Genomic DNA, 20,134 nt, shown 5'->3' with positions numbered 1-20,134 from the left:
CAGCGTAGATCAGCGGAGCGGTAGCTCGGCATGCACCTGCCAGTCGCCTCGGTCGGGTCCGGTGTGCGCGTGGCCGCCCAGCAGGGCCGCCCGCTCGCGTATGCCGCGCAGTCCGCTGCCCCGGCCGGGGCCGGGTATGTCGGCCGTCAGCGGATTGCGGACCTCCAGGGCGAGGGCCCCGTCCGTGACCTCGATACGGACCCGGACCGGGACGGCCCCCGCGTGCCGCAGCACATTGGTCAGCGCCTCCTGGAGGATCCGGTAGCCCTCCCGGGAGACCGGCCCGGGCACGGTGTCCACCGGCCCGGTCAGTTCGGCGTCCACCTTGGCGCCGGACGCGCGCGCGGACTCCAGCAGCCGGTCCGCGTCCGTCAGCGTCGGACGGCCGCTCACCGGCCGCTCGGACTCGCGCAGCACGCCGAGCACGCGCTCCAGGTCCTCCAGCGCGGCCCGGCCGGTCTCCTCGATGGCGTCCAGGGCACGGTCGGTGAAGGCCGGGTCCCCGGCCGCCCGCGCGGCGCCCGCCTGGACGACGGCGACGGTCAGCGCGTGCCCGATGGAGTCGTGCAGCTCACGCGCGATTCGGGTGCGCTCCAGGAGCTGCTCGGTGCGCTCCTCCATCGCGGCCAGACGCTCGGCGGGGGAGGGGCCGAGCAGCCGGAGCGCGAGCGCGGTGACCAGACGGCCCGAGCCGACCACGGTCGCCGCCAGCGCGGCCAGCGGCAGGGGCACCAGCAGGACGTGCCACCACTGGTGGCCGTCGAGGAGGACCAGCACGCCCTCGTCGACGTCCCGGCCGAAGGCCGACGCCACCAGATCCGCCGAGCCGACAAGCAGCTGCACGGAGAGCATCGCCGTCACGTTGCCGAGCAGCAGCCGCGTCTCCAGCCACAGGACGAGCCGCCCCCGGTCGCTCCAGGACGCCGACGGCGCGACCACGATGTCGATGCTGTCGCTGTTGTGCCGGTGCCCGGTCAGCAGCAGCCTCGCCTGCAACCCCTCCACGGTGCGCATCGCGGGCACCAGCCCGGCGGGCGCGAGCGTCACGGCCGCCGCCGGCCACGTCCACCACGCTTCCTCGACGAACAACCACATGGCCGGCCACACGACGGCGATGAACAGATGCAGCCATCGTGTGTACGTCACCGCCCGGCCGAACGGGCGCAGCAAGCGGACCATTCGGCCATCGTGCCAGCCACCACCGACAACGAGCCTCCCCCGCACGGGGGAGACGATCTCCACGCGCGGGGGAGGCCCCGCCCCCGCGACACCGGCCAGGCTGCTGCCATGACCAGCATCGAAGTCCAAGCACTCACCAAGGAGTTCGGCACCCGACGCGCCGTGGACGACGTCACCTTCCGTGTCCTGCCCGGCCGCGTCACCGGCTTCCTCGGCCCCAACGGCGCCGGAAAGTCCACCACCATGCGGCTCGTCCTCGGCCTCGACCGCCCGACCTCCGGCACGGCCACGATCGGCGGCCGCGCCTACGTCACGCTCGACGCACCCCTGCGCCACGTGGGCGCCCTGCTCGACGCCCAGGCCGCGCACGGCTCCCGCACCGGCCGCGACCACCTGCGCACGCTGGCGGCGAGCAACCGCATCCCCGACCGCCGGGTCGACGAGGTGCTGGAGCGGACGGGACTGGGCTCGGTCGCCGGTCGCCGGGTGCGGACGTACTCCCTGGGCATGCGGCAGCGGCTCGGCATCGCGGCCGCGCTGCTCGGCGACCCCGGAGTGGTGATGCTCGACGAGCCCTCCAACGGCCTGGACCCCGAAGGCATCATCTGGATCCGCGAGCTGCTGCGCCGGCTGGCCGCCGAGGGCCGTACGGTGCTGGTCTCCAGCCACCTCATGAACGAGACCGCGTCCTTCGCCGACCACCTCGTCGTCCTGGGCCGGGGCCGCCTGCTCGCCGACACCCCGATGCGGGAGTTCATCCACGCACGCGTGCGGCCCGGCGTCCGCGTCCGCACGAGCGACCCGACCGCGCTCGAGAACGCCCTCGCCCGGCACGGCCATGACGCCGTGCGGCACGAGGACGGGCACTGGACCGTGCAGGACGCACGCGTGGACGAGATCGGCGTCCTGGCCTCCTCGGCGGGTGTCCCGCTCCTCGAACTGAGCGCGGAGGAAGCCACCTTGGAGCAGGCCTATCTCGACCTCACGGCCGCCGAAACCGAGTTCACCGCACAGCCCCAGGAGGCCTGACATGCCCTTTGCCGCCGTCCTCCACTCCGAGTGGCTGAAGATCCGCACCCTGCGCTCGCTTCTCGGCGCGCTGTCGGCCCTGTTCGCGGCCACCACCGCGTTCTCCGCGATCGCGGGGGTGTCGGAGACCTCCGACCCCGAGTTCGACCCGCTGTTCATGGCTCTTTCCGGAGTCGCCCCCGGCCAGATCGCGGCCATCTCCTTCGGTGCCATGGCGGTGTCGTCGGAGTTCCACGCGGGTGGGCTCCGGCTGTCGCTGGCCGCGGTGCCGCGCCGCGGGCGGTGGTTCCTGGCGAAGGCGACGGCCGTCGCCGTACCCACGCTCGTGGTCGGCGTGGTGACCGCCCTCACCGCCCTCGTCGTGGCCCGCGCCGGGCTCGGCGAGGCGGCGAGCGGCCTGAGCACCGGTGAACAGGTACGCGGTGTCGCCGGCTGCGGGATCTACCTCACCCTGATGGCGCTGCTGGCGGCCGGTCTCGCGGCGGTGCTGCGCAGCGGGGTGGCAGCGCTGTCGCTCCTGATCCCGTTCATCCTGGTCGTCTCGTTCGTGATCGGCGATGTGGCGGGCGGGGCCACCGACTTCCTGCCGGACCGGGCGGGACAGATCGTCCTGTACGAGTCGCACGACGGGCCCCTGGGACCGTGGACGGGACTCGCCGTGACCGCGGCCTGGGCGGCCGCCGCCCTGGTCGCGGGGGCGTGGAGCATCCGGCACCGGGACGCCTGAACGCAAGTCGCCTGACACCCCGCCACATGTCAGTGGCGGCCGCTTTACTGGATCACATGGACAGCGCGAAGTACCTCGCCGCGATCGACTCGCTGTGCGCCCGCGACCTGACCGCGGTCGACGGCGAGTCGGACGCGTACCGGTCGGGGCCCGGGTACCGCATCGAGTCGTTAGCGGTGAGCCACGGGACGCGCGACGGCGACGCGGCGCCACGCATGGCGATCGTGACGGACTTCTACGCCCTCAAGAGCCGCATAGGCCAGGAGTTGGACGACCGCTGGGGCAGGCAGCAGCGGCCCTGGGGCATGGACACGCTCAAGCTGCGCCTCGACCGGGGCGAGGAGATACCCGAGCCCTGGTTCACGACGAGCATCGTGACGGACGACCTGGACCTCTGGCAGCCTCCTGGCTCGGACCGCTGGATCGCCCTCGGCGTCGCCTACCGGGACGAGGCCGACGAGGTCCATGTCCTCGCCGTGGCCTCGGACATCGACCCGGTGTGAGCCACTAGCCCTGCTCAGCCGCCACCCGCAGCCGGCCGAACTCCTCCGCCATCGTCGCCGCGGTCCAGTGCGCGTTGAGGCCGCTGGGGTTCGGCAGCACCCACACGCGCGAGTCCCCGATCGTCCGCTCCTGCGGCCCGACCTTCGCCTTCTTGTCGTCGAAGGCCGCGCGATAGGCGGTGACCCCCACCACGGCCAGCCAGCGGGGCCTGAGCCGCGCCACCTTCTCCGCCAGCAGCCGACCGCCCTCGCGGTACTCCTCCGCGCTCAGCTCGTCCGCCCGCGCGGTCGCCCGGGCCACGACATTGGTGATGCCGAGCCCGTACGACAGCAACTCCTGCTGTTCCGAGGGCTTCAGGAGCCGCGGTGTGAACCCGGACAGGTGCAGCACCGGCCAGAACCGGTTTCCGGGACGGGCGAAGTGATGGCCCGTGGCCGCCGTCATCAGCCCGGGATTGATGCCGCAGAACAGAACGCGGAGGCCGTCCGCGACGACATCCGGCACGAGCCGGTCGCGGGCGGCCTCCAGGTCCGCGGGGGTGAACCGGGTCAGAGGATCGCCCCCGGCGTGTAACCCGCGGCAGCCGGGTGCTGCTTGACGAGCTCCTCGATCCGGCCGACGACGACGGCGACCTGGTCGGCCGCGGCGCCCGTGAAGGACAGCTTGTCGGCCATCAGCACGTCCAGCTGGGCACGGTCGAGCGGGATGCGCTCGTCGGCGGCCAGCTTGTCGAGGAGTTCGTTGCGCTCGGCGCCCTGCTCGCGCATCGCGAGGGCGGAGGCGACGGCGTTCTCCTTGATCGCCTCGTGCGCGACCTCACGGCCGACACCCGCGCGCACCGCGCCCATCAGCACCTTGGTGGTGGCGAGGAAGGGCAGGTAGCGGTCCAGTTCGCGGGCGACGACGGCGGGGAAGGCGCCGAACTCGTCGAGGACGGTCAGGAAGGTCTCCAGGAGACCGTCGAGCGCGAAGAACGCGTCCGGCAGCGCGACCCGGCGCACCACCGAGCAGGACACGTCGCCCTCGTTCCACTGGTCGCCCGCCAGCTCGCCCGTCATCGAGGCGTAGCCGCGCAGGATCACCATCAGGCCGTTGACCCGCTCGCAGGACCGCGTGTTCATCTTGTGCGGCATCGCGGAGGAGCCGACCTGGCCCGGCTTGAAGCCCTCGGTCACCAGCTCGTGCCCGGCCATCAGGCGGATCGTCTTGGCCAGCGACGACGGCGCCGCCGCCAGCTGCACCAGCGCGGTCACGACCTCGTAGTCCAGGGAACGCGGGTACACCTGGCCGACCGAGGTGAACGCCTGCGAGAAGCCCAGGTGAGAGGCGATCCGCTGCTCCAGCTCCGCCAGCTTCGAGGCGTCCCCGCCCAGCAGGTCCAGCATGTCCTGCGCGGTGCCGACCGGGCCCTTGATGCCGCGCAGCGGGTAGCGGGCGAGGAGCTCCTCGACCCGGCCGTGGGCCACGAGCAGCTCGTCCGCCGCGGTCGCGAAACGCTTGCCGAGGGTGGTGGCCTGCGCGGCCACGTTGTGGGAGCGGCCGGCCATGACCAGCTCGCCGTACTCGCCGGCGAGCTTGCCGAGGCGGGCCAGGACGGCCACGCCGCGGTCGCGGATCAGCTCCAGGGAGAGCCGGATCTGCAGCTGCTCGACGTTCTCCGTGAGGTCCCGGGAGGTCATTCCCTTGTGGACCTGCTCGTGCCCGGCGAGGTCGTTGAACTCCTCGATCCGCGCCTTCACGTCGTGCCGCGTGACCTTCTCGCGCTCGGCGATGGAGGCCAGGTCGACGGTGTCGAGGACCCGCTCGTAGTCGGCGAGGGCCTGCTCCGGCACCTCGATCCCGAGGTCCTTCTGGGCCCGCAGCACGGCGAGCCAGAGCTGACGCTCGAGCCTCACCTTCTGCTCGGGAGACCAGAGCGTGGCGAGCTCGGCGGAGGCGTAGCGTCCGGCGAGGACGTTCGGGATGCGGGGCTTGGCGGGAGCGGAAGTCACGTGTACGGATTCTACTGGCGATTCGTGCAGGCCAGCGTCGGGGTCCCGTTCGTCGGAACCTACGAGAGCCCGTCGGCGAGCTCCGCCAGGACCTCGGCGTGGCACGGTTCGGGCGCGCACCAGCAGGCCAGGGCCTTGCCGCGCAGGCCGGGCAGCAGAGCGAGCAGATCCGGCCGCCCCAGCAGATACGCCCGGTACTTCGCCATGACCTCGGCCCGCGTGCCGTCCCGGCGGCGCGCGGGGGTGTCGTAGGCGAAGGGGTTGTACAGCGGGTGCTTCGGCAGGTCCCAGCCGCCCAGGGTCCAGCGGCGACCGACGTACACGAGGTCGGCGGGCGCGTGTTCGAGGCGGGGGCCGTACTCGTGGATACGGCCCCTGACGTTGACCACGCGCGTGTGTACGACGTCCTCAGTGCTCGTACGGCAGGAGGTCGGGCCGCTTCGGAGGCAGGCCGTCGCCCGAGGAGCGGCCCGTCAGACGCCGGACGATCCAGGGCAGCAGGTACTGCCGGGTGAACCGGACGTCGGCGATGCGGCGGGCCAGCCACGGCGGCGGCACGGTGGCCGGCAGGGGCGTCCGCCACTCCGTGTCCTCGGGGTCGTAGCCGAGGCTCTGCCACACCGCCTCGCAGACCCGGCGGTGACCTTCGGCCGTCAGGTGCAGGCGGTCCACGTCCCACATCCGCTGGTCGGACAGCGAGGCCGCGCCGTAGAGGTCGACGACCACCGCACCGTGCCGTCCGGCGAGTTCGTCGACGACCGTGAACAGCTCCTCCATGCGCGGCCGGAAGCGGGCCTGGACCGGGCCCTGCCGGCCGGGGCTGCGCATCAGCACCAGCTGCTTGCAGGACGGGGCCAGCCGCTCCACGGCCTCCGTCAGCAGGTCGCGCACCCGGACCATGTCGCACTTGGGCCGCAGGGTGTCGTTGAGGCCGCCCACCAGCGTGATCACGTCCGGCTGCATCGCCGCCGCCACGTCGACCTGCTCGTCGACGATCTGCTGGATCAGCTTGCCGCGGACCGCGAGGTTGGCGTACCGGAAGCCGGGCGTCACGGCGGCCATCCGGCCGGCGAGGAGGTCGGCCCAGCCGCGGTAGGAGCCGTCGGGCAGCAGGTCCGACATGCCCTCGGTGAAGGAGTCGCCGACCGCGACCAGGCTGGAGTAAGTGGGATTCGTCTGCATGGCGGAAGAAATGGTAACGCGCTCACATACTTACCGGTCGGTGGGTTCGGGCACCCTCACACCTGCCGTCCGAACAGCTCCCGCAGCACGTCCTCCATCGTCACCAGTCCCGCCAGCCGTCCGTCGGCGCCGAGCACCGCCGCGAGGTGGGTGCGGCTGCGCCGCATCGCCGTCAGCACGTCGTCCAGCGGTGTGCTCTCCCGGATCCGCGCGATGGGCCGCATGTCCCGCACCGGGAACGGCAGGTCCCGCGGTGAGGCGTCCAGGGCGTCCTTGACGTGGAGGTAGCCGACGATCCGCCGGCCCTCGTCCACCACGGGGAACCGTGAGAAGCCGGACTCGTTCGACAGCGCCTCCAGCTGCTCCGGGGTGACGCCCACGCGCGCGTAGACCACACCTTCCAGCGGCAGCACCACGTCCCGTACGGGCCGCCGGCCCAGCTCCAGCGCGTCGTGCAGCCGCTCCCGCGCCCGCTCGTCGATCAGCCCCGCCTCGCCGGAGTCCCGGACGATCCGCGCCAGCTCGGCGTCCGAGAAGGAGGCGGTGACCTCGTCCTTGGTCTCCACGCGCAGCAGCTTCAGCAGGGCGTTCGCGAAGGCGTTGACCGCGAAGATCACCGGGCGCAGCGCACGCGCCAGCGTCACCAGCGGCGGCCCGAGCAGCAGCGCGCTGCGCACCGGCTCCGCGAGCGCGACGTTCTTCGGGACCATCTCGCCGAGCAGCATGTGCAGATAGGTCGCCAGGGTCAGCGCGATGACGAAGGACACCGCGTGCCCCGCGCCCTTCGGCACGCCCACCGCGTGGAACACCGGCTCCAGCAGATGCGCGATGGCGGGCTCCGCGACCACACCCAGGACCAGCGTGCACAGCGTGATCCCGAGCTGCGCGGCCGCCATCAGCGCGGAGACGTGCTCCAGCCCCCACAGCACGCTCTTCCCGCGCCGGTCGCCCTGCTCGGCGTAGGGCTCGATCTGGCTGCGCCGCACCGAGATCAGCGCGAACTCGGCGCCCACGAAGAAGGCGTTGACGACGAGGGTCGCCAGCCCGATCAGCAACTGGACGGCGGTCATCGCCCGGTCCTCCCCTCCGACGGCTGGACAGCGGTCATGATCCGGCCTCCTGCCCCGCACCGTCGTCGAGGGGCGCGTGCAGCAGCACCCGCGCCGCCCTGCGCCCCTGTGCGTCCACCACGTCCAGCCGCCAGCCGGCGACCTCCACCGTGTCGCCGACGGCCGGGATCCGGCCCAGTTCCGTCGCCAGCAGTCCGGCCAGCGTCTCGTACGGTCCCTCGGGTGCCCGCAGCCCCACGCGCGCGAGCTGGTCCATGCGGGCCGAGCCGTCGGCGCGGAACAGCTCCCTGCCCGCGTCGTCGGTGCCGGCGGGGTCCAGATCGGGCGTCTCGTGCGGGTCGTGCTCGTCCCGGACCTCGCCGACGACCTCCTCGACGATGTCCTCCAGCGTGGCCACGCCCGCCGTACCGCCGTACTCGTCGATGACGACCGCCATCGTGCGTTTTCCGGAGAGCCGGTCCAGGAGCCGGTCCACGGTGAGCGACTCGGGCACCAGCAGCGGCTCGCGCAGCAGCTCGGCGACCGAGGCACGGGGCCGGCGTTCGGCCGGAACCGCCAGGATGTCCTTGATGTGGGCGATGCCGACGACCGAGTCGAGACTGCCGCGGTAGACGGGGAACCGGGACAGGCCCGTCGCCCGCGTCGCGTTCGCCACGTCCTCGCAGGTCGCCTGGACGTCCAGGGCGATCACCTGCACCCGCGGGGTCATCACGTTCTCCGCGGTCAGGTCGGCGAGGTTGAGCGTCCGCACGAACAGCTCGGCGGTGTCCGCCTCCAGCGCCCCCGCACGCGCGGAGTGCCGGGCCAGCGCGGCCAGCTCCTGCGGCCCGCGCGCGGACGCCAGCTCCTCGGCGGGTTCCAGGCCGAAGCGGCGCACCACCCGGTTGGCCGTGTTGTTCAGGTGCGCGATGAAGGGCCGGAAGGCCGCGCTGAACCAGCTCTGCGCGGTACCCACCCGCTTGGCCATGGCCAGCGGCGAGGAGATCGCCCAGTTCTTGGGCACCAGCTCGCCGACCACCATCAGGAAGACGGTCGACAGCGCGGTTCCCAGCACCAGGGCCAGCGACCTGGACGTGGACTCCGAGACGCCCAGCGCCTCCAGCGGCCCCGCGATCAGCGCCGCGATCGACGGTTCGGCGAGCATGCCGACCACCAGGTTGGTGACGGTGATCCCGAGCTGCGCCCCGGACAGCTGGAACGTCAGATTCCGTACGGCCTTCAGGGCGCCGGACGCACCCCGCTCGCCACGCTCCGCCGCCCGCTCCAGCTGGCCGCGCTCGACCGTGGTCAGCGAGAACTCCGCCGCCACGAAGGCACCGCAGGCCAGCGAGAGCAGGATCGCCACCAGCAGGAGGAGCACTTCGGTCATCGGGTCACCTCCGTCCCATGATCGGACAGGGTCCCCAGGATCGCCCGTCCTAGCCGGCGAAGGGCTTCACCCAGCGCCGCCACTTTTCCTCGGGCGCGTACCCCGCCGCGCGCCATGCGTGCTGTGCCGTCTCGTTGCGCACCAGCACCATCGCGTCCCCGCGCCGCCCGCCGAGCCGTACGAACCGCTCCTCGGCCGCCGTGAGCAGCGCCGAGCCGATGCCCCGCCGCCGGCGCTCGGGGTGCACGGCGAGCCGGTACAGATGGCACCGCCAGCCGTCGAAGCCCGCGATCACCGTGCCGACGAGTTCGCCGTCGAGCTCGGCGAGGATCAGCGCCTCGGGGTCCCGGGCGACCAGCCGCTCCACGCCGTCCCGGTCGTCGCTGATGCTCGTGCCCTCGGCCGCCTGCTTCCAGAAGGCCAGCACGGTGTCGAGGTCGTCGGGCGTCGCGGCCCGTATCCGCAGGTCGGTCATACGGCGATCCCATCACACGGGCCCCTGAGGCACCCCGAATTCCAGCATCCGGACGGTTACCGCCCCCGCAGCTCCGCCATCACCGGCGCGAACGCCTCCATGGACGCCTCCAGCACCGTCAGATACGTGAACCCGTACCGCTCGCGCTGCGCCAGCACCTGCGCGACGAGCTCCTCGACCGTGCCGATCAGCATGATGGGCAGGTCCAGCGCCTGCTGGAGGGTCAGGTCCGGCAGCCGGTGCAGGAACGGGGTGGCGACGGCCTCGCGGTCGTCGGTGACGACGACCGTCTGGATGAGCAGGTTCAGTTCGGCCGGCTCCTCGCGCCCCTCGGCCAGTCGCCGGTAGCGCGCGACCCGCTCGTCCAGCTGCTCGGCGGTGGTCGGGGTCAGCTTGCCGGTCGGGTCGCCCGGCACCAGGGTCGCCCCGGTGAAGGCCATGATGTCGGCGTGTTCGGCGGACAGCTTCAGCATCCGGTTGCCTATGCCGCCGATCAGCAGGGGCACCCGGGGTCGCTGCACCGGCTGCGGCACATGGTCCGGCGAGGACAGCAGCCGCTCCAACTCCTCGACCAGGTGCCGCAGATGGTCCACCCGCTCGCCCGCCGTGCCGAAGGGCAGCCCCGCCTGGTCGTGCTCGGACCGCACATAGCCGGTGCCCAGGCCGAGTTCGAGGCGGCCGCCGGTCAGCGCGTCCACCGTGGCGACCTCCCGGGCCAGCAGCGCCGGGTTCCAGAACCCCGCGTTGAGGACGAACGTGCCGAGCCGTGGCCGCTCGGTGACCTCCGCCGCGGCGACCAGCGCCGGGAACGGCGCGACCTTGCCGAGATGGTCGGGGACCAGGATGACGTCGTAACCGAGTTCCTCGGCCCGCCGGCACTTGGCGCGCCAGTCCTCGTCGGTGGCGGCGGCGGTCAGGTTGACGGCGAAGCGAAAGGGGCGGGACTGAACCGGGCGGGACTGAGCGGGGCGGGGCATGAACTCTCCTCAGCGGTAAGCGACTTGAGTTGTCTGCCCCGCGATTCCATCATTCGTGCGCGATCGCCGCCAGTACGTTCATGCGCGATGCACGCAACGCCGGCAGCAGCGCGGCCACGATGCCCACCACCGCCGAGCCGATGACGACCGCGACGAGCGTGCCCCAGGGGATCGCCAGCGCCTTCATGCCCTGCAGGGCCAGCACCTGCTGGGTGCACACCCCCCACACCAGCCCGAGCGCGAGCCCCAGGACCGCGCCGAACACGGCGATCACCACCGACTCGAGACGGATCATCCGGCGCAGCTGACGCCGGGCGAGCCCGATGGCCCGCAGCAGCCCGATCTCCCGGGTGCGCTCCACGACCGACAGGGCGAGGGTGTTGACCACGCCGAGCACCGCGATGACGATCGCGAGCCCGAGCAGCGCGTACACGAGATAGAGCAGGACCGCGATCTGGTCGTGGACCAGGTCCTTGTAGTCGGCGAGGTCGCGCACCTGGACCTGCGGATACGGGTCGAGGGTCTTCTCCAGCGCCGCACGCAGCCGGTCGGCGCCGGTCCCGGAGGCGGCGTTGACGTACAGCGCGGAGTCCTGGCCGCCCGGCGCGAACCGCTCCAGCGTGCCCAGACCGAAGTAGATCCCGCCCTGCGTCCCGAACCCGTCCGCCGCGTCCTGGTCGGTGAGGGCGCCCACGGTCAGTTCGGTCCGGCGCCCGCCCTGGAACTCGACGGACACCCTGCTGCCGGTCCTCACGCCGTGGTCGCGCGCGAAGTCCACGTCCATGCCCAGCCGACCGGATGCCAGTGCCGCCGCCGTGTCGCCCTGCGCGTAGGTGATGTGGGCGACCTCGTCGAGCCGCGGGTCGTACCCCGCGGCGGTCGTCTCGACGCGCTTGCCGTCCGGCAGCCGTACGGCAATGGGCGCGAACCTCGACCGTACGACGAGCCCGGCGCCCTCGGTCCTGCGTACCGCGTCGGTGACCTCCTGCGGGAAGGGCAGGAAGTTGCCGTTCTGCACGACGAAGTCGGCGCCCAGGGTCTTGTCGATCTGGTCGTCGAAGGACTTGGACATCGAGGCGCTGGCCACGGACATCCCGCCGACCAGGGCGAGGCCGACCATGAGGGCGGCGGCGGTGGCGCCGGTGCGGCGGGGGTTGCGCAGGGCGTTGCGCTGGCTCATCCGCCCGATCGAGCCGAACAGGGCCGGGAAGGCGCCGCCCAGCACCCGGATCACCGGCCGCACCAACAGCGGTCCCGCGATCACGGTGGCCAGGAGCGTCAGGACGACACCGAGGCCGAGCAGAGAGGCCGCCGACGCCGTCTTCGAGGAGGTCACGCAGCCGAGGAGGGCCGCCGCGCCCGCCGCCCCGACCACACCGCCCACGATCGCGCGGACCTTGAGGGGCCGTCCGATCCCGGCGATCTCGGCGTCCGCGAGGGCCGCCATGGGGGAGACAGCGGCCGCCCGCCGGGCCGGGAGATAGGCCGCCACGAAGGTGACGCCCACGCCGACGACGTACGCCGCCACAGGTGTGCCCCAGCCGATGACCATCTCGCCGGTCTCGATGTTCATGCCGAAGGCGTTCATCAGCGCGATGAGTCCCACGGCCAGGGCGATGCCCGTGCCGAGGCCGACCGTGGAGCCGACCAGGCCGAGCAGGGTGGCCTCGGTGAGCACCGAGCGGCGGACCTGGCGCCGGTCGGCGCCCAGCGCGCGCAGCAGGCCCAGCTCACGGGTGCGCTGGGCGATCAGCATCGAGAAGGTGTTGACGATCAGGAAGACGCCGACCAGGACGGCGATGCCCGCGAAGCCGAGCATCACGTACTTGATGACGTCGAGGAATCCGCCGAGCTGGTCGATGTCCGACTTGGCCTGCTCGTCGGCGGTCCGGTACTCGTAGGCGCCCGTGCCGAGCGCGGCCGCCACGCGCCGCTTGAGCTGGTCGTTGCTGACGCCCTCGGCGGCGTCGACCGAGATGCTGGTGGCGGCCTTCGAGGAGCCGAGCAGCTTGGTCTGCGCGGTCGGCGGGTCGAGGAACAGCAGTGTGGCACCGGGGTTGGTGGTGGTGAAGGTGGCGATGCCGACGATGCGCACCTTGAACGAGCCGGGCCCCGCGATCACGGTGAGCGGGTCGCCGATGCGCAGGTCCTTGCGGTCGGCGGTCTCCGAGTCCAGCAGCGCCTCGGCCGGGCCGTGCGGGGCGTGGCCGGAGGTGAGCTTCACGGGGCTGCGCGAGGTCGGGTTCCAGTCGGTGCCGATGGTGGGGGCGCCGGTGGTCGAGCCCACCGACTCGTTCTCGGAGTCGGCGACGGTGATCCCGTCGTCCTCGGCGTCGAAGCGCGCGGCGGCGACCCCGTCGACCCGGGCCACCCGGTCCGCGAGCGCGGCCGGCAGGGTGGCCGTGGTTCCGGACGGGATGGCCTCGTTCAGATCTTCCTTGGGACTGATCGTGACGTCGGGCGCGGTCGAGGCGAAGAGCCGGTCGAAGGTGCGGCTCAGGGTGTCGGAGAAGATCAGGCTGCCCGAGACGAACGCCACGGACAGGACCACGGCCAGCGCGGAGAGCAGCAGCCGGCCCTTGTGGGCGAGGAAGCTCCGGAGCGTCGCCTTCAGCACGAGGTCATCCCTCGTCGGGGTCGGTGTCGAACTGGCCGCGGATCACGTCGAACCGCTTCATGCGTTCCAGCACGGCCTCCGCGGTGGGCCGCTCCATGCTGTCCACGATCCGCCCGTCGCCGAGGAAGAGCACCAGGTCGGAGTGGGCGGCGGCGCCCGGGTCGTGGGTGACCATCACCACGGTCTGCCCGAGCTGGTCGACGGCGTCCCGCAGGAACCCGAGGACCTCCAGGCCCGCACGCGAGTCGAGGTTGCCGGTCGGTTCGTCCGCGAAGATCAGCTCCGGTCGGGAGGCCAGCGCCCGGGCACAGGCCACCCGCTGCTGCTGGCCACCGGAGAGCTGCGAGGGCCGGTGCCCGAGCCGGTCCCGCAGCCCCAGCGTGTCGATGACCTGGTCCAGCCACTTCTCGTCGGGCTTCTTGCCCGCGATGTCCATGGGCAGGGTGATGTTCTCGGCCGCGTTCAGTGTCGGGATCAGGTTGAACGACTGGAACATGAACCCGATCCGGTCACGCCGCAGCCGGGTCAGCTCGCGCTCCTTGAGCCCGGTGATCTCGGTGTCGCCGAGCCAGACCTGGCCGGCCGAGACGTTGTCCAGCCCCGCCAGGCAGTGCATCAGCGTGGACTTTCCGGAGCCCGAGGGCCCCATGACCGCGGTGAAGCGGCCTCGCGCGATGTCCACGTCCACCGAGTCCAGGGCGAGCACGGCCGTCTCGCCCGAGCCGTACGCCTTGGTCAGACCGCGGGCGCGGGCCGCGATCGCGTCGGCCGGGGCGGTGCCTGGGGCGTCCTCCGCAGCAGTTGCCATGACGCCGAGGGTAATGTGATCCGGCCCACACCCGATATCCCCCTTGGGGGCGAGGCCGTCTCCACCCCAGGTCGGGTCCCTGATACCCGTGTAAGGGGCACCTGCCGGCCGGGAAGGCCCCCCTTGCCAGTGCTAGCGTTTCGGCGCTAGCTTCGAGGTATGGCGAAGACTCAGTTGAACGTGCGGGTGGAGGAGGGCACCGCCCGAGCCGCCCGTGAACGTGCCCTCGCCCGCGGCGTGAGCGTCAACCGCTACATCGAGGAGCTGGTCATGAAGGACACCGGCGAGGCCGGCCAGGCCTTCGTGGAGGCCGCGGCCGACTTCATGAAGCAGTACGAATCCGTGTTCGCGGAGGAGTTCGGCAAGGAGAGCAAGGACCACGAGACTCGTTGAGCGATCTGCACATCGACCTCGCCTGGCTCCTCATGCTCGCCGAGCAGAAGACCCCGGGCGATCCCCAGGTCACCGACTGGGGCGCCCTGGTCGCCGCCGTGGCACGCCACCAGGCCGAGATCTTCGACATCCCGGTCTACGACAGCCCGCACCTGCGTGCCGCCGCACTGCTGCAACTCCTCATCCATGTCCCGGCGTTGGAGCGCACCAACGCCCTCTTCGCCTGCGCGGTCGGGTACGCCTACCTCGTCGCGAGCGGACTGAGGGTGGTCACCTCGCCCGAACTGGTCCGGGACCTCGCCAAGGTGGCCAAGAAGGGCGACGCCTCGGTGCACGACATCGCGCGCGAGCTGCAGCGCTGGACCCTCTGATCAGAGTTCAAGGACATGGGCTTCGTGGGTGGCAGCCGCCGTTCGACGGGTGCCGCGGTGTGGGGTCCAGGGCGCGTCGGGTGAGCCGCATCGCGGGGCAGCCGTCCCTGCCGTGGTGCAGCGCTGGCCCCTCTGATCAGTGCTCCTGGAGCGGCGGCCGCCAGGCGGTGCCCAGCACACAGAAGGACGTGGGCATCGTGGGCCCCTTCTCCGGCATCAACGCCCGCCGGTAGGGGCCGAGTTCGAACCCGGCGTCCCGCAGGGACGCCACCGGGTCGCGGGCCAGATGGCAGCCGCCGTTCAGCGGGGGCCACACGGTGCGGTCCAGGGCGCGCTGGGTGAGGCGCATCGCCGGACCGCCGCCCCTGCCGTGCTCGAAGAACCGCACGATCCCGCCGGGCCGCAGCACCCGGCGCACCTCGCCGAGCGCGCGCGGCACATCGCGCACACTGCACAGCACCAGCGAGATCACCACGGCGTCGAAGGCCTCGCTCTTGACGGGCAACGCCTCCGCGGCCCCGGGCGCCACGTCGACCGGCACCTCGCAGCGCAGGGCGGCCTCCACCGCCAACTGCCTGAGCCGGCGCTCCGGTTCGATCGCCACGACCTCGGAGACCGTGCCGGGATAGTGCGAGAAGTTCAGGCCATTGCCCGCGCCGATCTCGATCACCCGCCCGGACAGCCCGGCGAGCAGCCGCTCCCGTACCCGGTCCATGCCCCATCTGGTCTCGGCGGTGGTGCTGACCCGGGCGTAGTACCGGGCGAACAGCGGATGGTGGACGGCGTCCCGGGACACCTTGCCGGAACGGGCGGACCGCAGCGCCATGGCAGCCTCCCTCGCAGGAAAACCGACCTCACCGCAATTGTCCCCCGTGGGACCCCGTCGCACCCCTGCTGCCGCATGGAACCGGTACGGCTCGGCGCGGAGAACGAGTCGTCCTAGAACTGAGCGGGGGCGCTTCCGGGAGCCTCACGCATCACGAAGGCCTCCGCGTCCCACGTCCCGTCCAGTCGCGGCGCCAGCCAGTCCGGAGCCGCAGCACGGAAGTCGGCCGGCGCGAGCCCACCCGCACCGGCCGGCAGGGCGCCGAGCAGCGCGGCCCCGGACACCTCCGGCAGATCCGCGAGGTTGCAACGCGAGGCGAGATCCGGGGAGTCGGGCCAGCAGCCGATGACCACGCCCGCCAACTCCAGCTCGCGACGGCGGAGTTCGCGGGCCGTGAGCTCCGTGGTGTTCAGCGTGCCCAGGCCCGCCGACGTCACGACCAGGACCGGGGCCCGCAGCAGCCCCGCCGCGTCCGCGAGCGTGCCGCCCTCGTCGTCGAAGCGGACGAGCAGCCCGCCCGCCCCCTCCACCAGCACCAGATCGTGCTCGGCGGCCAGCTCGGCGGCGGCCTCGGCGACCTCCTGCGGGCGCACCGGCTTGAGACCGGCCCGCCGCGCGGCCGTGGCCGGGGCCAACGGCTCGGGATACCGGGCGAGTTCGCCCGCCGTCACGGCCCCCGCGAGCCGCGCCACCTCGTCGGCGTCCCCGGCCTCGTCCGGCCGTACACCGGTCTGCGCGGCCTTCAGGACGGCGACCGTCCGTCCGGCGGCGAGCGCGGCCGTGGCCACGGCGGCCGTGGTGACGGTCTTGCCGACCTCCGTGCCCGTCCCCGTGATCACCAGTACCGGCATGTCATCCCTCCCGGGCGGCGGCGCACACCGCACGCGCGATCCGTGCCACGTCGTCGTCACCCGTGACGTACGGCGGCATCGTGTAGACCAGGTCGCGGAACGGCCGCAGCCACACGCCCTCGCGCACGGCGGCCTCGGTCGCGGCCCGCATGTCGACCTCGTGGTCCAGCTGCACGACCCCGATGGCGCCGAGGACCCGTACGTCCTGCACCCCCGGCAGCTCACGAGCCGGCTCCAGCCCCTCCCGCAGCCCCGCCTCGATCCGCTTGACCTCCCCGAGCCAGTCCTGCCCGAGCAGCAGCCCGATCGAGGCGCAGGCCACCGACGCGGCCAGCGGGTTGCCCATGAAGGTGGGCCCGTGGGCCAGCACCGGCACCTCGCCCCGCGAGATCCCGTCGGCCACCCGAGGCGTGCACAAGGTCGCCGCCATCGTCAGGTAACCGCCGGTCAGCGCCTTGCCCACGCACATGACGTCCGGCGTCACCGCCGCGTGCTCCGCCGCGAACAGGGCGCCCGTGCGGCCGAACCCGGTCGCGATCTCGTCGAACACCAGCAGCACGTCGTGCGCGTCGCAGGCCTCGCGCAGCACCCGCAGATACGCGGGGGAGTGGAACCGCATCCCACCCGCACCCTGCACCACCGGCTCCACGATCACCGCGGCCAGCTCGTCCGCGTGCCGCTCGATCGCCGCGCGAAGCCGATCGGCGTACGACTCCTCGTACCCGGCCGGGGGCGCGTCCACGAACACCTGGCGGGGCAGGACCCCGGACCACAGCTCGTGCATCCCGCCCTCGGGGTCGCACACCGACATGGGCTGCCAGGTGTCCCCGTGGTAGCCGCCACGCCAGGTCAGCAGCCGCTGCTTGCCGGGACGGCCCAGCGAGCGCCAGTACTGCAGGCACATCTTCACCGCGACCTCGACAGACACCGACCCCGAGTCCGCGAGGAACACATGCTCCAGGCCCTCGGGAGACATGTCGACAAGGAGCTTCGCGAGCCGGACGGCGGGCTCGTGGGTGAGCCCGCCGAACATCACATGGCTCATCCGTCCGAGCTGCTCGCGCGCGGCCTCGTTCAGCACCGGGTGGTTGTAGCCGTGGATCGCCGACCACCAGGACGACATCCCGTCCACGAGGTCACCGGAGGAGGTGCGCAGCCGCACCCCGCTCGCCGACTCCACGACGAGCGGGTCCACCCGGCCGGGCATCGGACCGTACGGATGCCACACGTGCCGCCGGTCCAGCGCCAGCAGCTCGGACACGGGCAGGCCGGGCAGATCAGGCATTGGGCGCGAGATCCGTTCCGGCACCCCGGCGGCGCACGGCGACGAGATCGGTCCGCGCCTCGTTGGCAGGGGTGGCCGGAGCCGTCGTACCGCAGACACCGCCCCCCTCGTGGGAGCCGCAGCCGGCGCTCTCGTGGGACCCGCAGCCGCCCCCGCCGGCCACCCGGTGCTCCGGCAGTGTCACCTCGCCCGCGCCCTCCACCTCGAAGCCGGCGTCCGCGATCATCTCCAGGTCGGCCTTGCCGGCCTGGCCCTCGGTGGTGAGGTAGTCGCCGAGGAAGATCGAGTTGGCCAGGTTCAGGGCGAGGGGCTGCATGGTGCGCAGGTGCACCTCGCGGCCGCCCGCGATGCGGACCTCGACGTCCGGGCAGACGAAGCGGACCATCGCCAGGATGCGCAGACAGCGCTGCGGGGTGAGGTTCCACTCCTTGGCCAGGGGGGTGCCCTCGACCGGGATCAGGAAGTTGACCGGAACCGAGTCGGGGTCCAGCTCGCGCAGCGAGTAGACGACGTCGACCAGGTCCTCGTCGCTCTCGCCCATGCCCGCGATCAGGCCCGAGCAGGCGGACAGGCCGGCCGCGTGCGCCTTGTTCACGGTGTCGACCCGGTCGGCGTAGGTGTGCGTGGTCGTGATGTCGCCGTAGGTCGACTCGGAGGTGTTGAGGTTGTGGTTGTAGGCGTCCGCGCCCGCCTCGCGCAGCCGCTCGGCCTGGCCGTCGGAGAGCAGACCGAGGCAGGCGCACACCTCTACGCCCTCGTTCTGCTCCTTGATCGCCTTGATGGTGCCCGCGACCCGGTCCACGTCACGGTCGGTCGGACCGCGCCCGGACGCCACCAGGCAGACCCGCTTGGCGCCGCCCGCGAGACCGGCCGCGGCGGCCTGGGACGCCTGGTCGGGCTTGAGCCAGGTGTACTTCAGGATGCCGGTGTCGGCGCCCAGCCGCTGGGAGCAGTAGGAGCAGTCCTCGGGGCACAGCCCGGACTTCAGGTTGACGAGATAGTTGAGTTTCACCCGCCGCCCGAACCAGTGCCGGCGCACCTTTCCGGCCGCGGCCACCACGTCGAGCAGGTCGTCGTCGGAGGTGGCCAGCACGGCCAGCGCCTCCTCGCGGGTCGGCAGCTCGCGCCGAAGCCCCTTGTCCACCAGCGTGTTCAGCAGGTCCATGAGAGCCGATCCTGTCCTACGGACCCGCTTCCGGCCAAGGTAGGGATCGAACAACTCACCCGCTTTGACGTGTGGGTATTGCCACACCGTGGGTAGCGTTTGCTGCCGCTAGGGTCTGTCCGTTGTCTACAAAAGCCCCGGAGGACCCATGGCGTTCGGCTGGATCGACGAGCAGGCGGCGGCGCGCCGGGAGGCCGGGCTCGTACGGACCCTGCGGCCGCGCCCGGCCGACTCGCCGCTGCTGGATCTCGCGAGCAACGACTACCTGGGCCTGGCCCGCCATCCCGAGGTCGTGGCGGGCGCCGCGACGGCCGCGCGGACCTGGGGCGGCGGTGCGACCGGGTCCCGGCTCGTCACCGGCACCACCGAGCTGCACACCGAACTCGAGCGCGAACTGGCCGAGTTCTGCGGCTTCGAGGCGGCGCTCGTCTTCTCCTCCGGCTACGCGGCCAACCTCGCCGCCGTGACCGCGCTCGCGCCGCACGGCTCGCTGATCGTCTCCGACGCGGGCAACCACGCCTCCCTCATCGACGGCTGCCGGCTGGCCCGCGGTACCACCCAGGTGGTCGCGCACGCCGACCCGGACGCGGTGCGCAAGGCGCTCGGCACGCACGACGGGCCCGCCCTCGCCGTGTCCGACACGGTCTTCTCGGTCGACGGCGACGCGGCGCCCCTGGCCGGCCTCGCCGAGGCGTGCCGGGAGCACGGCGCGGGCCTGGTCGTCGACGACGCCCACGGCCTGGGGGTGCTCGGCGCCGGCGGCCGCGGCGCCCCGCACGCGGCGGGACTCGCGGGCGCCGACGACGTGGTCGTCACGGTCACGCTGTCCAAGTCGCTCGGCAGCCAGGGCGGTGCCGTCCTCGGCCCCGCACGGGTCATCGAACACCTGGTCAACGCGGCACGGACGTTCATCTTCGACACCGGTCTTGCCCCCGCCGCGGCGGGAGCCGCCCTCGCGGCACTGCGGCTGCTCGGCCGTGAGCCCGAGCGGGCCGCACGCGCGCGCGAGGTGGCGACCGGACTGCACGCACGCCTGACCGCCGCGGGTCTGGAAGCGGTACGTCCGGACGCCGCGGTGGTCTCGGTGCGCGCGCCCTCCCCGGAGGAGGCCGTGCAATGGGCGGCCGACTGCCGTGCCGCCGGGCTCTTGGTGGGCTGTTTCCGGCCCCCGTCCGTGCCCGACGGGATCTCACGGCTCAGGCTGACCGCCCGCGCGGACCTCTCCGAGGAGCAGATCGAACGCGCTGTACATGTGATCGGCGAGACACGACCATGAGTCGGCGTGACACGGCCGTGCGCCTTGGCGGACCGACGG

21 protein-coding genes are annotated in these 20,134 nt (G+C 72.4%); 6 read left to right on the top strand and 15 right to left on the bottom strand.

Annotated features, from left to right (window positions below):
• Nucleotides 1-9: 9 nt before the first annotated feature.
• Nucleotides 10-1,179 (bottom strand): histidine kinase, encoded by a 1,170-nt coding sequence (locus ACFYZ8_RS19015; RefSeq protein WP_359032136.1) that lies wholly within the window; start codon nt 1,177-1,179, stop codon nt 10-12.
• Nucleotides 1,180-1,287: 108 nt separating this feature from the next.
• Between ACFYZ8_RS19015 and ACFYZ8_RS19010 the strand changes: the two genes are divergently transcribed.
• From ACFYZ8_RS19010 to ACFYZ8_RS19000, 3 genes are read left to right on the top strand one after another with little or no spacing between them, the layout of a single operon-like run.
• The gene (locus ACFYZ8_RS19010) at nt 1,288-2,208 is read left to right on the top strand and encodes an ABC transporter ATP-binding protein (RefSeq protein ID WP_359032135.1); all 921 of its coding nucleotides are present in this window, start codon (nt 1,288-1,290) and stop codon (nt 2,206-2,208) included.
• Between the two features lies 1 nt (nt 2,209).
• Nucleotides 2,210-2,935: an ABC transporter permease gene (locus tag ACFYZ8_RS19005; RefSeq protein WP_388529755.1), complete on the top strand. Its 726-nt coding sequence runs from the start codon at nt 2,210-2,212 to the stop codon at nt 2,933-2,935.
• Between the two features lie 56 nt (nt 2,936-2,991).
• Nucleotides 2,992-3,438 carry a hypothetical protein gene (locus ACFYZ8_RS19000; RefSeq protein ID WP_388529758.1) on the top strand — a complete coding sequence of 149 codons (447 nt, stop codon included), beginning with the start codon at nt 2,992-2,994 and terminating at the stop codon, nt 3,436-3,438.
• Between the two features lie 4 nt (nt 3,439-3,442).
• On the opposite strand, the gene mug is transcribed toward ACFYZ8_RS19000, so the two are convergent.
• From mug to ACFYZ8_RS18950, 10 genes are read right to left on the bottom strand one after another with little or no spacing between them, the layout of a single operon-like run.
• Nucleotides 3,443-3,991, bottom strand: a complete 549-nt coding sequence (gene mug / locus ACFYZ8_RS18995) for a G/U mismatch-specific DNA glycosylase (RefSeq protein ID WP_359032222.1) — start codon at nt 3,989-3,991, stop codon at nt 3,443-3,445.
• A complete protein-coding gene (purB, locus tag ACFYZ8_RS18990; protein WP_388529761.1) occupies nt 3,988-5,430 on the bottom strand; it encodes an adenylosuccinate lyase in 1,443 nt (480 codons plus the stop codon). The genes mug and purB overlap by 4 nt, the downstream gene beginning before the upstream one ends.
• A 59-nt stretch (nt 5,431-5,489) precedes the next feature.
• Nucleotides 5,490-5,819 (bottom strand): DUF4326 domain-containing protein, encoded by a 330-nt coding sequence (locus ACFYZ8_RS18985; RefSeq protein WP_388529764.1) that lies wholly within the window; start codon nt 5,817-5,819, stop codon nt 5,490-5,492.
• 19 nt (nt 5,820-5,838) lie between these two features.
• Nucleotides 5,839-6,612, bottom strand: a complete 774-nt coding sequence (locus tag ACFYZ8_RS18980) for an SGNH/GDSL hydrolase family protein (RefSeq protein ID WP_359032130.1) — start codon at nt 6,610-6,612, stop codon at nt 5,839-5,841.
• Nucleotides 6,613-6,668: 56 nt separating this feature from the next.
• Nucleotides 6,669-7,682, bottom strand: coding sequence for a hemolysin family protein (locus ACFYZ8_RS18975; RefSeq protein WP_359032129.1), 1,014 nt, complete (start codon nt 7,680-7,682; stop codon nt 6,669-6,671).
• 34 nt (nt 7,683-7,716) lie between these two features.
• Nucleotides 7,717-9,051 (bottom strand): hemolysin family protein, encoded by a 1,335-nt coding sequence (locus tag ACFYZ8_RS18970; protein ID WP_388529767.1) that lies wholly within the window; start codon nt 9,049-9,051, stop codon nt 7,717-7,719.
• Between the two features lie 49 nt (nt 9,052-9,100).
• Nucleotides 9,101-9,526 (bottom strand): GNAT family N-acetyltransferase, encoded by a 426-nt coding sequence (locus ACFYZ8_RS18965; RefSeq protein WP_359032127.1) that lies wholly within the window; start codon nt 9,524-9,526, stop codon nt 9,101-9,103.
• 56 nt (nt 9,527-9,582) lie between these two features.
• Nucleotides 9,583-10,503: an LLM class F420-dependent oxidoreductase gene (locus ACFYZ8_RS18960; protein WP_388529770.1), complete on the bottom strand. Its 921-nt coding sequence runs from the start codon at nt 10,501-10,503 to the stop codon at nt 9,583-9,585.
• Between the two features lie 49 nt (nt 10,504-10,552).
• A complete protein-coding gene (locus tag ACFYZ8_RS18955) occupies nt 10,553-13,120 on the bottom strand; it encodes an FtsX-like permease family protein (protein WP_388529773.1) in 2,568 nt (855 codons plus the stop codon).
• A gap of 4 nt (nt 13,121-13,124) precedes the next feature.
• Nucleotides 13,125-13,928 (bottom strand): ABC transporter ATP-binding protein, encoded by an 804-nt coding sequence (locus ACFYZ8_RS18950; protein ID WP_388529776.1) that lies wholly within the window; start codon nt 13,926-13,928, stop codon nt 13,125-13,127.
• Between the two features lie 159 nt (nt 13,929-14,087).
• Between ACFYZ8_RS18950 and ACFYZ8_RS18945 the strand changes: the two genes are divergently transcribed.
• Together ACFYZ8_RS18945 and ACFYZ8_RS18940 are read left to right on the top strand one after the other, a co-directional pair.
• The gene (locus ACFYZ8_RS18945; protein WP_359032123.1) at nt 14,088-14,321 is read left to right on the top strand and encodes an antitoxin; all 234 of its coding nucleotides are present in this window, start codon (nt 14,088-14,090) and stop codon (nt 14,319-14,321) included.
• A complete protein-coding gene (locus tag ACFYZ8_RS18940; RefSeq protein WP_359032122.1) occupies nt 14,318-14,692 on the top strand; it encodes a fic family toxin-antitoxin system, toxin component in 375 nt (124 codons plus the stop codon). The genes ACFYZ8_RS18945 and ACFYZ8_RS18940 overlap by 4 nt, the downstream gene beginning before the upstream one ends.
• 136 nt (nt 14,693-14,828) lie before the next feature.
• On the opposite strand, the gene ACFYZ8_RS18935 is transcribed toward ACFYZ8_RS18940, so the two are convergent.
• The 4 genes from ACFYZ8_RS18935 to bioB all read right to left on the bottom strand — a co-directional run bounded on the left by ACFYZ8_RS18935 (nt 14,829) and on the right by bioB (nt 18,819).
• Nucleotides 14,829-15,518, bottom strand: a complete 690-nt coding sequence (locus tag ACFYZ8_RS18935; protein WP_388529780.1) for a class I SAM-dependent methyltransferase — start codon at nt 15,516-15,518, stop codon at nt 14,829-14,831.
• Between the two features lie 113 nt (nt 15,519-15,631).
• Entirely contained in the window at nt 15,632-16,369 is a 738-nt protein-coding gene (bioD, locus tag ACFYZ8_RS18930) for a dethiobiotin synthase (RefSeq protein ID WP_388529783.1), read from the bottom strand.
• Nucleotide 16,370: 1 nt separating this feature from the next.
• A complete protein-coding gene (locus ACFYZ8_RS18925) occupies nt 16,371-17,654 on the bottom strand; it encodes an adenosylmethionine--8-amino-7-oxononanoate transaminase (RefSeq protein ID WP_388529786.1) in 1,284 nt (427 codons plus the stop codon).
• Complete coding sequence (gene bioB / locus ACFYZ8_RS18920; RefSeq protein WP_359032118.1) at nt 17,647-18,819, bottom strand: biotin synthase BioB; 1,173 nt, start codon at nt 18,817-18,819, stop codon at nt 17,647-17,649. The genes ACFYZ8_RS18925 and bioB overlap by 8 nt, the downstream gene beginning before the upstream one ends.
• Before the next feature lie 148 nt (nt 18,820-18,967).
• Between bioB and ACFYZ8_RS18915 the strand changes: the two genes are divergently transcribed.
• Nucleotides 18,968-20,095, top strand: coding sequence for an 8-amino-7-oxononanoate synthase (locus ACFYZ8_RS18915; protein WP_388529790.1), 1,128 nt, complete (start codon nt 18,968-18,970; stop codon nt 20,093-20,095).
• Nucleotides 20,096-20,134 lie beyond the last annotated feature (39 nt).

Source organism: Streptomyces sp. NPDC001668 (assembly GCF_042893155.1).
Classification (GTDB): domain Bacteria; phylum Actinomycetota; class Actinomycetes; order Streptomycetales; family Streptomycetaceae; genus Streptomyces.
Note: the sequence above shows the minus strand (reverse complement) of the source record. Positions and strands in the feature narration are given on the sequence as shown.